At 72.1% G+C, this 12,815-nt stretch carries 9 protein-coding genes and 1 riboswitch; of the genes, 7 read left to right on the top strand and 2 right to left on the bottom strand.

Annotated elements, in window-relative coordinates; translation table 11 throughout:
• Positions 1–14: 14 nt before the first annotated feature.
• Positions 15–977, top strand: coding sequence for an aldo/keto reductase (locus IF22_RS0107975; protein WP_209444511.1), 963 nt, complete (start codon positions 15–17; stop codon positions 975–977).
• A 557-nt stretch (positions 978–1,534) separates the two neighbouring features.
• Here the strand turns inward: IF22_RS0107975 and IF22_RS32925 are convergent.
• Together IF22_RS32925 and IF22_RS0107985 are read right to left on the bottom strand one after the other, a co-directional pair.
• Positions 1,535–2,185, bottom strand: coding sequence for a hypothetical protein (locus IF22_RS32925; RefSeq protein WP_036411030.1), 651 nt, complete (start codon positions 2,183–2,185; stop codon positions 1,535–1,537).
• Between the two features lie 71 nt (positions 2,186–2,256).
• A complete protein-coding gene (locus IF22_RS0107985) occupies positions 2,257–8,088 on the bottom strand; it encodes a ThuA domain-containing protein (RefSeq protein WP_030329939.1) in 5,832 nt (1,943 codons plus the stop codon).
• Positions 8,089–8,400: 312 nt separating this feature from the next.
• Positions 8,401–8,510: riboswitch (TPP riboswitch) on the top strand.
• Between IF22_RS0107985 and thiE the strand changes: the two genes are divergently transcribed.
• The 6 genes from thiE to thiD all read left to right on the top strand — a co-directional run bounded on the left by thiE (position 8,505) and on the right by thiD (position 12,810).
• Complete coding sequence (gene thiE, locus IF22_RS0107990; protein ID WP_030329941.1) at positions 8,505–9,131, top strand: thiamine phosphate synthase; 627 nt, start codon at positions 8,505–8,507, stop codon at positions 9,129–9,131. It overlaps the preceding riboswitch by 6 nt.
• Entirely contained in the window at positions 9,125–10,288 is a 1,164-nt protein-coding gene (gene thiO / locus IF22_RS0107995; RefSeq protein ID WP_374224201.1) for a glycine oxidase ThiO, read from the top strand. The genes thiE and thiO overlap by 7 nt, the downstream gene beginning before the upstream one ends.
• The gene (thiS, locus tag IF22_RS0108000) at positions 10,279–10,479 is read left to right on the top strand and encodes a sulfur carrier protein ThiS (protein ID WP_030329946.1); all 201 of its coding nucleotides are present in this window, start codon (positions 10,279–10,281) and stop codon (positions 10,477–10,479) included. The genes thiO and thiS overlap by 10 nt, the downstream gene beginning before the upstream one ends.
• Positions 10,476–11,255, top strand: coding sequence for a thiazole synthase (locus tag IF22_RS0108005; RefSeq protein WP_030329948.1), 780 nt, complete (start codon positions 10,476–10,478; stop codon positions 11,253–11,255). The genes thiS and IF22_RS0108005 overlap by 4 nt, the downstream gene beginning before the upstream one ends.
• Positions 11,252–12,028 (top strand): thiamine phosphate synthase, encoded by a 777-nt coding sequence (locus IF22_RS0108010; protein ID WP_081883742.1) that lies wholly within the window; start codon positions 11,252–11,254, stop codon positions 12,026–12,028. The genes IF22_RS0108005 and IF22_RS0108010 overlap by 4 nt, the downstream gene beginning before the upstream one ends.
• On the top strand, positions 12,025–12,810 hold the full coding sequence (gene thiD / locus IF22_RS0108015; RefSeq protein WP_030329952.1) for a bifunctional hydroxymethylpyrimidine kinase/phosphomethylpyrimidine kinase: 786 nt from the start codon (positions 12,025–12,027) through the stop codon (positions 12,808–12,810). Before IF22_RS0108010 ends, thiD begins: the two co-directional genes overlap by 4 nt.
• Positions 12,811–12,815 lie beyond the last annotated feature (5 nt).

Here is a 12,815-nt window from a genome sequence, read left to right on the forward strand (position 1 = left end):
CGAGCCGGCATAGGGTGGATCTCGTGACTGACATGACCTATCGCCGGCTGGGCGACTCCGGGCTCGTGGTGTCCGTGGTCGGCATCGGCTGCAACAACTTCGGCCGCAAGCTCGACCTCGACGGCACCCGGGCGGTGGTGGACGCGGCGCTGGACGCCGGCATCACCCTCTTCGACACCGCCGACATCTACGGCGAGCCGCAGGGCGGCTCCGAGGAGCTGCTCGGGCAGGCGCTCAAGGGCCGCCGGGACGACGTGGTGCTGGCCACCAAGTTCGGCATGGACATGAACGGCCTCAACGGGCCGGACTACGGCGCGCGGGGTGCGCGGCGCTACATCGCCCGTGCGGTGGAGGCGTCGCTGCGCCGACTCGGCACCGACCACATCGACCTGTACCAGATGCACGAGCCCGACCCGGGCACCCCGATCGACGAGACCCTGGCCGCCCTGGACGACCTGGTCCGCGACGGCAAGGTGCGTTACCTGGGCAACTCCAACTTCGCCGGCTGGCAGATCGCCGACGCGGACTGGGTCGCCTCGTCCAACGGCCGGTCGCGCTTCATCAGCGCGCAGAACCACTACAGCCTGGTGGAACGCTCGGTGGAGGCCGAGGTGATCCCGGCGTGCGAGCGGTTCGGCCTCGGCATGCTGCCGTTCTTCCCGCTCGCCAACGGCCTGCTCACCGGCAAGTACAAGCGCAGCGAGCAGCCCCCGGCCGGCAGCCGGCTCTCCGGCGGTGGCCGGTACGCCGAGCGGCTCGCCGCCGCCGACTGGGACACCATCGAGGCGATCGAGGCGTACGCGGCCGAGCGGGGCCTGAGCATGCTCCAGGTGGCGATCGGCGGGCTGGCCGCCCAGCCGGCGGTGACCTCGGTGATCGCCGGTGCCACCACGCCCGAGCAGGTACGCGCCAACGCCGCCGCCGGCACCTGGGAGCCCAACGACGAGGACCTGGCGGCGCTGCGCGCCGTCCTCTGAGCGGCGCGGCCTGGCTCGCGGTGCGGCCTGGCTCGCGGTGCGGCCTGGCTCGCGGTGCGGCCTGGCTCGCGGTGCGGCCTGGCTCGCGGTGCGGCCGGGCTCGCGGTGCGGCCGGGCTCGCGGTGCGGCCGGGCTCGTGGTGCGGCCGGGCTCGGTCGGTGCGGCCGGCGCGGTGCGGCGCGGCCGGGCTCGGTGCGGCGCGGCGCCTTGATCCACTCGTGTTCCTGGAAGTCGCGGTGACCTGGGGCCGGGGAAGGCGCGGTTTCATGAAAGTCGAGTCGATCATGACCGCGGCCAGGTGACGCCAGCGCGGGCTGGCGGTGACCGACCAATCCGGCTCGGTGGGTGAGATGACGATGGGCCGGGCCGCTGGTTGCGGCCCGGCCCGTTTCGTCGTCAGTGTCGCTCAGTCGGCCGCCCCGGCGAGATCGTCGCGGTCTGTCGGAGCGGCGGCGAGATCGTCGTGGTCTGTCGGAGCGGCGGCGAGATCGTCGTGGTCTGTCGGTGCGGCGGCGAGATCGTGGTGATCCGTCGGTGCGGCGGCGAGATCGTCTTCGTCAGTCGGTGCGGCGGCGGCCGAACAGCATGGCCACCCCCATCGCCGCGGCGACGAGGACCAGGCCGGCCGCCGCGAACGGCCACCAGCCGGCGCCCGCCTCGCCTGCCCCGTCCGTTGGCTTGGTCACCGCGACCGGCTCGGGCGCCGGCGGTGACTGCGCCGCCCGGGCCTGCACCGTGGCGGTGGCCTTGCCCGGCAACGGGGCGGGGGAGTTCACCGTCACCTTCCAGGTGCCGGTGGAGAGCACCGGGCCGCTGCTGTAGAAGCCGTGCCCCTCGGGCTGCGGTTCCAACTGCACCGGCCCGACCTTCTGCCCGTCCGGGCCGGTGGCGGTGAGGACCAGCCGCACCACCTGTTCCAGCCGGCGGCCATCGGTGTAGCTGGCCTGGATGGTGACGCCCTGAGCGCCGTCGCCGGCCACCGTGAGCTTGAGCTTGTCGGCCTGCGCCGCCCGGGCCGCCGGAGCGGCTTGCGCCGCTGGGGCGCCCTGCACCACCCGGGCCGCCTGCGCCGCTGGAGCGACCTTGGCGACCTGAGCGGCCTGCGCCGCCTGAGCCGCCTGGGCGGCGTGCGCCGCCGGGGCGGCGGCGAACAGGGTCAGGGCCAGTCCGACGGACCCGGCGGCCAACACCTTGCGGATACCCGTCACGGACATCCCCTCCCTACCGATGAGGGAGGCCCCTCCCCGACGCCGCAGCGCCGGGGAGGGGCCTCGTCGGATCAGAGCTGGCGACCGGGTGCCAGCCGGGTGGCGTCGCCACCGAGCCGTCCGGTGCCCTTGACCGAGTCGCCGTCGTTCGCCTTGACCCCGGCCTTGCTGGCCGCGCCGCCGAGCCGAACGATCATGGCGTCGGCGTCCCGGATCAGGACGTCCCGAACCTCCGCCTCGGGCACCAGCGTGGTGTCAGAGGCGAGCGTCCGGAACGCGGTCAGCTGCCGTACGGCCGCCTTGTCGTCGCCGGCCGCCTCGGACGCCCGCACAGCGTCGAGCTTGTTCGACAGCTGCTTGTGCGCCTTGGTCGAGAGCCGCCCCGTCGCCTTGAACCGGTCCAGCAGACTCTGCATGTCCCGGAACGAGGTGGTGACGAAGAACCGGACCGTCGAGGTGGTCTTGTTGCCCGCCTTGTCGGTCGCGGTCACGGTCAGCTCGTGCAGGCCGAGCGACAGGTCGTACATGGCCTGCAGCGTGCCGCTGGCGTACGCCTGGCCGTCGAGCTGGCCGACCACGGTCGCGATGCCCGAGGTCGGGTCGACAGCCTGCCAGGACACCCGAACGTCCTGGCTGTCACCGTAGAGCTGGCCGTCGGCGAGACCGGAGACCAGCAGCGTCGGCTTGGTGCCGTCGATCTTCAAGACCGCCGACTTGAGCGTCTCGGCGTTGCCCGCCTTGTCGGTCGAGCGGTACAGCAGCTCGTGCTGCCCGTCACCGGTCACCTCGACCGGCGTCGTGTACGGCGTCCACGCGCCACCGTCCAACGACCACTCCACCGTCTTGACGCCGGAACCGGCGTCGGTGGAGGCCAGCACGACCGGGATGGTCCCGTTGTGCCAACCGGCGTCGTTCGCCGGAGCGAACGTCGCCGTGGTCACCGGCGCGGTGGCGTCGATCTTGACCGAGACGGTCTTGGTCGCCTCCACGTTGCCGGCCTTGTCCGTCGAACGGAACCGGAGCTCGTGCTCGCCGTCCCCGCTGACCGCCACCGGAGCGGTGTACGCCGTCCAGGTGGTGGCCCCGTCCAGCTGGTACTCGGTGCTGGCGAGCCCGCTACCGCCGGCCTCGTCGGCGCCGGTGAGCGTGATCGTCACCGGTCCGGTGTACCACCCGTCGGTCGGGGTGCCGGAAACCGCCGCGGTGGTCACCGGTGCGGTCTCGTCGGCCACCTCCGTGCTGAGCCGGAAGTAGTCGAACGAGGCGGTCTTCGACGCCGTCTGGTTGGCGCCGAGGGTGAACAGCCCCACCTTCGGGGTGGCACCCACCGCGGTGTTGGTCAACGCCTCCAACGCGGTCCAGGTCGTCCCGTCCGCCGAGTACGACGCGGTGAACGTGTTGCCGACGCGCGCCAACCGCAGGTGCCAGACGGCGCTGGTCAGGTTGGTCACCTCCGGCTGCGGGTTCTGCACCGTACCGGCGATCTCGCTGCGGAACTCGATCCGCCGCGTCACCGCCGAGCCGGCCTGGTTGTCCGCGATGAAGTCGAACTTCAGGTAGTTGTCGTCGTCGGCCTGCACGAGCAGACCGGCCTGCTGGTACTGCTCGTTCAGCAGACTGCCGTCGACCTTCGTCTCCAGGGTCCAGTCGCCCGAAGGCGCGGTCTGGAGGATGAAGTTCTTCGGCCCGGTGTTGTCGGTGCCGTAGATGTCACCGTTGGGCACGTCGATCCGCAACGCGCCACCGGTGACCCGGTAACCGGTCGGGTCCTCCCGCAGGATCGCGTCCCACCGGCACTTGTCCAGCGTGCTGCCGTTGAACTCGTCCGACGGGTCGACCGGCCCGGCCGGGGCGTCCGGCGTCACCTGGAACGAGTCGAAGGCCGCGTCGACAACCGGTGCCTCGGTGCCACCGTTGAGCGCGAAGACCCCGATCCGCGGGTTGGTGATGCCGGCGAGCGCGGCCGAACGGCCGACCGGGGTGAACGTCTGGCCGTCGCCCGAAACGGACGCGGTCAGGTTCGTCCCGTCGCTGGTGACCCGCAGGTACACGGTGTCACCCGCCGGTGCGTTGGTGGCGTCGGCAGACTCGTTGCGCGGCGTGCCCGCCGTCTCCCGGATGAACTCCACCCGCCGGCTGCCGTTGTACAGCAGGTCCAGCTTGGCGTAGTTGTCGTCGTCGCCGTACACCAGCAGGCCGGCCTGCTGGTAGTTGGCCGTCACCGGCAGGGTGACCTTGGTGGTCATCTCCCACGCGCCGGTCGGAGCCGCCTGGAGCACCAGGTTGGTGGCGTCGTTGCGTGCGCCGTAGAGGTCACCCACGCCGGTGGGCAGCCGCAGTGCGCCGCCACTGAGCGAGTAGAGCTGGTTCTCCCGGATCACGCTGGTCCAGCGGTCCTTGTCGAGCGTGTTGCCGTTGAAGTCGTCCGAACGCGCCCCGAAGCAGGACGTGTCCGGCGCGTCGACCCGCACCGGCACCGTGGCGTACGACTTGGCGCCCTTGCTGTCGGTCACCGTGAGGGTGGCCGTGAAGGTGCCCGCGCTGGTGTAGGTGTGGCTGGCGTCCAGTGTGGTCGCCGTACCGCCGTCACCGAAGTCCCAGGCGTACGTCAGCGGGGTGTCGCCCTCGGCGTCGGTGGCCGTGCCGTCGAAGGCGACGGTGACCGGTGCGGTGCCGGTGGCCGGGGTGGCCGTGGCGCTGACCACCGGCGGCCCGTTCTCGGTGACACCGCGGCCGACGAAGTCCATCCAGTTGACGTTGAACAGCGAACCCGATCCGCCGTTCGGGTCGCGGGCCAGGAAGTACAGCGAGCCACTCGCGGCGCCGGTGACCGGTGCGCTCACGTCCGTGTACGTCTGCCACGCGCCGGTCGCCGGCACGGTGGCCGTGGCGACCACCGGTCCGTCAACCGCACCGGCGCGAACCTCGATCCGACCGCCAGCGGCGGCGGAGGCGGCCCGGAACCGGATGTCGGTGATGTTGGTCAGGTCCGCCGGGGCGAGCGACCACCAGTCGCCGTCCTCGATGAACCCGATGTTCTGACCGCCGCCGGCGGTGTCGGCGCCGGTTTCCCGCTGCACGCCGGCGTCGCCGCCGCCGGTGCTCACCGGTGCCCGCCCGGTGGCGGTGAAGAACTCGGCCTGCTTGCGCTTGGGCTGCAGCACCTCGATGACCCGACCGGTGAGCGGGCTGGCGCCGCCGGCGCCACCGTCGTCGGTGTAGGTGGCCTCGAAGACCGCGAAGACGTTCGCCTCGGCGCCGTGCCCGGAGGCGAGCGACGTCTGGACGGTGCCGGTGCAGCCGGTGTGCTGCTCCAACGGGTGGGCGTGCTCGTCGTGACCCAGGAGCACCTGGAGGTTCACCCGGTCACAGTCGATCTCCCCGTCCTCCGGGTCGGTCACCTTGATCGAGTAGCGGACCTGGTCACCCCACTCGAAGAACCCGCCGTCCGGCGGGAACTCGATGGTCACCGTCGGGGACGTGTTGCCCACGGTGACCGGAACGTTGGCCACCGCGGTACGGCCCTTGGGGTTGGTGACGGTGAGCTGGGCGGTGTAGTTGCCCGCCGTGGCGTACGTGTGGGTCGGGTTCGCCTCGGTGGAGGTCTGCCCGTCGCCGAAGGCCCAGGCGTAGGTGAGCGTGCCACCGTCCGGGTCCCGGGATCCGGCGCTGGAGAAGGTCACCGTCAACGGCGCCGCACCCGAGGTCGGGGTGGCGGACGCCGCAGCGATCGGTGCGCGGTCCCCGGCGGTGTAGTCGATCCGGTAGACGCCCGAGTTGTCGTTGTTGCCGCCGAAGCCGCTGCCCCACTCGATCAGGTACAGCGCGCCGTCGGGGCCGAACTCGAAGTCCATCGGCCGGACCATGGTCATCCCGGTGAGCAGCTGGTTGATGTCCACCAACGACTTGCCGTCGGGGGTCAGCTGCATCGTGTACATCTTGTTCTGGTTCCACTCGCCGAGCAGCGCCTTGCCGTCGTAGTACGCCGGCCACTTGCGCGTCGAGTTGAGGTCGGCGTCGTAGCGGTAGACCGGGCCGCCCATCGGGGCGCCACCGCCGCCGATCTCCGGGTAACGCGCGTCACCGGCGTACCCGTAGTCGACGGTCGCGGGGACGACCGGCGGGAGGTTGGTCAGGCCGGTGTTGTTGGGCGAGTTGTTCACCGGCGCGGCGCAGTCGAACTTCGCGCCGCTCGGGCCGGACGGGAACGTGTAGTCGTTGTAGGCCTCGTTCGTCCCGGTGCAGTACGGCCAGCCGTAGTTGCCGGGGGTCACGATGTTCCACTCGACCAGGCCCCGAGGGCCGCGGTTCGGGTTGTCGGAGTTGGCGTCCGGCCCGTAGTCCGCGACGTACAGCGTGTTGGTCTTCGGGTCGGTGCCGATCCGGAACGGGTTGCGGAAGCCCATCGCGTAGATCTCGGGACGGGTCTTCTCGGTGCCCGGCGCGAACAGGTTGCCGGCCGGAACGGTGTACGTCCCGTCGGCCTCCGGATGGATCCGGATCACCTTGCCGCGCAGGTCGTTCGTGTTGGCCGAGGTGCGCTGCGCGTCGTAGTCCTGGCGGCCGGCCCGCTCGTCGATCGGCGAGTACGAGTTCGACTCGAACGGGTTGGTGTTGTCGCCGGTGGCCAGGTACAGGTTGCCCTCACCGTCGAAGGTCATGCTGCCACCGGCGTGGCAGCAGGTGTTGCGCTGGGTGTCGACCCGCAGCACCTGCTTCTCGCTGGCCGGGTCGATGGTGTCACCGGTCACCGTGAAGCGGGACAGCAGGTTGCGGGTGACCCCGTCGTTCGGGGCGTAGTACAGGTACACCCACTTGTTGGTGGCGAAGTCCGGGTCGAGTCGGATGCCGATCAGGCCGTCCTCGTTGCCGGTGAAGACGTCCAGGTCGACGGCGGTGACGGTGTTGCCGGTGTCCGGCTTGATGATCTGCACCCGACCGTCGCGCTCGATGTAGAAGACCCGCCCGTCGGGGGCGATGTCCAGCTCCATCGGGTTGCTGGTGTTGCTGTCCAGGGAGACCTTCTCGAAGTTGGAGGTCTTCGAGGCGCCACAGTCGGCGTCCACCACACCGGCGGCGCTCTGGATGCCGCCGAGCAGGTGGGAGAGGAAGCCGGGCTCGGCGTACGACTCCCGGGTGTGCCCCAGACCGGTGTACCAGGAGCGGCCACCGTCGTAGTCCTGACACCAGGCGACCGGGTGGTCGGCACCCATCGCGCCGGCGCCGGGGGTGTAGCTCTTCTCGTCCAGGCTGGCCAGCACGTGCACGTCCGGCCGGGGGTTGCTCTGGTAGTTGTACCACTCGTCGAAGCGGGACCAGCGGTCCGGCAACTCCGCAGTGGACGGGTGGGCGTGGTCCTCCACCTTGACGGTGGCCGTCTGGTTCTGCGGGTGGTTGGCGAAGTACGCGCCGACCAGGTCGCCGTACCAGGCCCAGCTGTACTCGGTGTCTGACGCGGCGTGGATGCCGACGTAACCACCGCCGGCCTTCACGTAGCGCTCGAACGCGGCCTGCTGCTCGGCGTTGAGCACGTCACCGGTGGTGGAGAGCCAGATCACCGCCTTGTACTTCGCCAGGTTGGCGTCGTTGAATGCGGCGCCGTCCTCGGAGTTGTCAACGGTGAATCCGTTGGCGGCGCCGAGTTGTTGGATGGCGGCGATGCCGGTGGGGATGGAGTCGTGCCGGAAGCCGGCGGTCTTGGAGAAGACGAGGACGGAGTAGGGATCGGCTGCGGCCTTTGGCGCCTTCGGCGCCACCTGGCTGACCGGGGCTGCGGCTTTCGCATCCCGTGGGGGGACCTGGGCGGCCGCCTGGGCGGGCGTGCCGAACAGGGTGGTCGAGGCCATGGCCAGGGAGATCAGGGTTGCGGTGATGGGTACGCGGGCACGACGAGAACGGGACACGCCGCCTCCTGTGTCGTAGTGACAGAGCTCGCGGGAGTCGGCTCGCCGAAGGCCGTCCCTGATGGAGCCGGTGGTGACGCCGTGCCAGGGTGCCCCCACCGACATTTTGTCGAATCGCTGAACAAATTAATTCGGCTGGCTCGATGTCGGGCAAGATGCGGACGGGTAACGGTTCTGCAACGGCGGGCGACATTCCGAACAGGACCGCATGAAGTGCCCCATGGATCTTGATCGTTCTGATGTGGTCCGGCCCGCCGGCCGCCGCCGACCCGGCACCTTGGCAGGCCGGCGGATCTGTCGTACGGTGACACGCAAGTAACCCACGGGAGCCCGGTGTACCGGGCTGAGAGGGGGGCTGACAGCCCCCGACCGTCGAACCTGATCCGGGTAATGCCGGCGCAGGGAGGAGTGTTGCCGTGCCGTCCCTGGGGCGATTGCATCTCATCACCGACACCCGACCCGGGCGTGACCCACTCGCCGTGGTCCGGGCCGCCCTCAGCGCGGCCCGTGCCGAGCTGGTGGTGCAGGTCCGGGTGGAGGATTCCGCCACCGACCGTGAGGCGTACGACCTGGCCCGACGGGTGCTGGCGCTGTGCACCTCGTACGGGGCGTCCTGCCTGGTCAACGACCGGTTGCACGTGGCGCTGGCGGTGGGCGCCGCCGGTGGCCACGTCGGCGCCGACGACCTGCCGGTCGCCGCCGCCCGCCGGGTGCTCGGCCCCACCGGCGTGCTGGGCGCCACCGCCCGCGCGCCGGGCACCGCGGGCGAGGCCGTCGCGGCGGGAGCCAGCTACCTCGGCGTCGGACCGTGCCACACCACCAGCACCAAGACCGGTCTGCCGGATCCCATCGGGCCCTCCGGGGTACGTGCCGTCGTCGACGCCGTCGACGTGCCGGTCATCGCGATCGGTGGAGTGACCGCCGCCCGGGTGCCGGCGCTGCGGGCCGCCGGGGCGTACGGGGTGGCGGTGGTCGGTGCCGTCTCCGCCGCCGCCGACCCGGCACTGGCGACCGCCGCGCTGATCGAGGCCCTGACGTGCTGACCGGCCGGTTCCCATCAGCGCCGTCGAGCGACCGGGTCCGGCCGGACGTGGCAGTGGTGGGGGCGGGGCCGATCGGGCTCGCGATCGCCTGGCGCTGCGCCGCGCGAGGGCTGCGGGTGGCGGTGCACGATCCCGCGCCCGGCTCGGGGGCGTCGTCGGTGGCCGCCGGGATGCTCTCCCCGGTCGCCGAGGCGTACTTCGGCGAACGGCAGCTGACCGCGTTGCTGGTGGCGTCCGCCGAGCGCTGGCCGGCGTTCGCCGCCGAGCTGACCGAGGCGACCGGAGTCGGGATCGGCTACCGGACCGAGGGCACACTGATGGTCGGCCTCACCGGCGACGACCTGGCCGAGGCGCGCCGGCTCTGGGCGTACCAGCAGGGGTTGGGCCTGCCGGTGACGCCGCTGCGCCCCAGCGAGCTGCGCGACCGCGAACCGGCGCTCGCCCCCCGGGTGCGCGGCGGCGCGCTCGCGCCCACCGACCACCAGGTCGACCCCCGGCTGCTGGTGCCGGCGCTGCGCACGGCCGCGCAGCGGGCCGGCGTGGTGCTCGTGCCGCAACCGGTCCGGCAGCTGTCCGATCTGGACGCCGGTGTCACGGTGGTCGCCGCCGGCTGCGGGGCCGCCGCGCTCACCGGCCTGCCGGTGCGGCCGGTGAAGGGTCAGATCCTCCGGCTCCGCGCGCCCGACGGCCTCGCGCCGGGCTTCCGGCACGTGATCCGGGGGTACGCCGACGGCGAGCACGTCTACCTGGTGCCCCGCGACGACGGCGAGGTGGTGCTCGGCGCGACTGTCGAGGAGCGGTCGGACACCACGGTCACCGCGGGCGCGGTGCAGCGGCTGCTGCGCGCCGGGGTCGACCTGCTGCCCGAACTGGCCGAGTACGACCTGGTCGAGGCCGTCGCCGGGCTGCGCCCGGGCACCCCGGACAACGCGCCGATCCTCGGCCCGCTGCCCGACCGGCCGGACGTGCTGGCCGCCACCGGGCATCACCGGCACGGCATCGTGCTCACCCCGATCACCGCCGACCTGATCGCCGACCTGGTGCTCGGCGGCGGACCCGACCCACTGCTCACGCCCTTGCGGGCGGACCGCTTCGGCCCGACCGGTGCCGTCGTGGGCGGACCTGAACCGACAATGGAGGGGGACCCGTGGAGTTGACGGTGAACGGGGCCGGGCGCAGCGTTCCCGCCGGCGCGTCAGTGGCGGACCTGGTCGGCGACATCGTGCCGCACCCACGGGGGGTGGCGGTCGCGGTCAACGGCGAGGTGGTGCCGCGCACCGGCTGGCCTACCCGGGCGCTGCGCGACGGTGACCGGGTCGAGGTGCTCACCGCGGCGCAGGGCGGGTGAGCGGCGTGCCGTTCGAGCTGGGTGGGGAGACCTTCACCTCACGGTTGATCCTCGGCACCGGCGGCGCCGCGAACCTGCACGTGTTGGAGCAGGCGATCCGGGCGTCCGGCACCGAGCTGGTCACAGTGGCGCTGCGCCGGGTGGGCACCGCGCCGGGCTCCACCGGTGGACTGCTGGAACTGCTGGACCGGTGCGGCGTACGCCTGCTGCCGAACACCGCCGGCTGCCACACCGCGACCGAGGCGGTGAAGGTGGCCCGGCTGGCCCGGGACGCGTTCGACACCGACTGGGTCAAGCTGGAGGTGATCGGCGACGAGCGGACCCTCCTGCCCGACGGGGTGGAGTTGCTCCGCGCCGCCGAGGAGTTGGTCGCCGACGGCTTCACCGTGCTGCCGTACACCAGTGACGACCCGGTGCTCGCCCGCCGCCTCGCCGACGTGGGCTGCGCCGCGGTCATGCCGGCCGGCTCGCCGATCGGTTCCGGGCTCGGCGTCGGCAACCCGCACCACATTCGGCTCATCCGGCAGGGTGTGGACGTGCCGGTGATCCTCGACGCCGGCATCGGCACCGCGTCCGACGCGGCCCTGGCGATGGAGCTGGGCTGTGACGGGGTGCTGCTGGCCAGTGCCGTCACCCGGGCGGCCGATCCGGTGGCGATGGCCACCGCCATGCGCTACGCGGTCGAGGCGGGCCGGCTGGCCGCCGGGGCCGGCCGGATCGAGCGCCGTTTCCACGCGCTCGCCTCCACCCCCGACGAGGGAAGACCCGAGCTGTGACAGCGCCGTCCGGGGTTGTCGTGTTGACCGATCGGCTCGTCGCGCGGGGTGGGCTCGACCGGGTCGTGGCCGCGGCGGTGGCCGGGGGAGTGCGCTGGGTGGTGCTGCGGGAGAAGGACCTGCCCCGTGCCGAACGCGCCGCCGTCGCCGCCGAGCTGCGGGCGATCCTCGCCGACGTCGGCGGAACCCTCGTCGTGGCCGGCCCGGACCCGCTCGGCGGCGACGCCGTGCACCTGCCCGCCGCCGGCCCGTACCCACCGCCACCCCACCAGCTGGTCGGCCGCTCCTGCCACAACGAAATCGAGCTGACCCGCCTCACCACCGAGCACTACGCCACCATCTCCCCGATCTGGCCCACGAAGACAAAACCGGGTTACGGCCCACCCCTGGACGTCGCGGGACTGCGCAATCTGGTCGAGGTCAGCAACGTGCCAGTGCTGGCACTGGGCGGCATCGAGACACCAGAACAGGTAACCGCCTGCGTCGAGGCGGGAGCCGTCGGAGTAGCAGTCCTGGGCGCACTGATGCGAGCCAAAGACCCCGCCGAAACAGCCGCCACCCTGACCAGCGCCTATGCCAAGGCGGTCACCCCCAAGCTGACCCAAACCCGGCACGGGGTCAGCCAGGTCCCCACGTCAGGGCTGCGGCCGACCGTGCCCACGCAGGGATCAAGCCTGACCGCCCGGAGTGGGCACGGTCGGCCGCAGCCCCCAACCGCAACCAACCACGGCCCGCCGCAGCCCCAAACCGCAACCAGAGACTCAGGAAAATGACCCCGAGCACGATCCTCACCATCGCCGGCTCGGACTCCGGCGGCGGCGCCGGCATCCAGGCCGACCTCAAGGTCTTCGCCGCGCTGGGCGCGTACGGCACCAGCGTCCTCACGGCGGTCACCGCGCAGAACACCCGGGGCGTCGACGCGGTACTGCCGCTGCCCCCGCGCACTGTCACCGAGCAGTTGGACAGCGTGCTCACCGATTTCACAGTCGCCGCGGTGAAGACGGGGATGCTCGGCACCCCGGCGATCGCTGACGTGGTGGCCGAGGCGGCCCGGGACGGCCGGTTGCCGCAACTCGTCGTCGATCCGGTGCTGGTCGCCACGAGCGGTCACCGGCTCGGCGTGGTGGGCGCGGTGGAGCGGCTGTTGCCGTACGCCACTGTGGCGACCCCGAACTGCGCGGAGGCGGCGGCGATCACCGGACGCCCGGTGGACGACGTGGCCTCGATGGTCGTGGCCGCCGAGGCTCTGGCGGCCGGCGGCCCGGAGTACGTGGTGGTCACGGGCGGTGACCTCGACGGGGGCGAGGCGGTCGACGTGCTGCACGGCGCCGGGGTCACCACGGTGTTGCGCGGACCCCGGGTGAACACCCGGCACACCCACGGCACGGGGTGTTCGTTCTCCGCGGCCATCGCGGTGCGGCTCGGTCGGGGCGACGCGGTGCCGGTCGCCGTGGGGGCCGCCAAGGAGTACGTGCTCCGTGCGCTGTCCGGCGCGCGGGGCTGGGAGCTGGGCGCGGGGCGCGGGCCGCTGAACCACTTCGGCTGGTCCGCCTGATCACC

This window comes from Micromonospora parva, assembly GCF_000718515.1.
Classification (GTDB): domain Bacteria; phylum Actinomycetota; class Actinomycetes; order Mycobacteriales; family Micromonosporaceae; genus Micromonospora; species Micromonospora parva.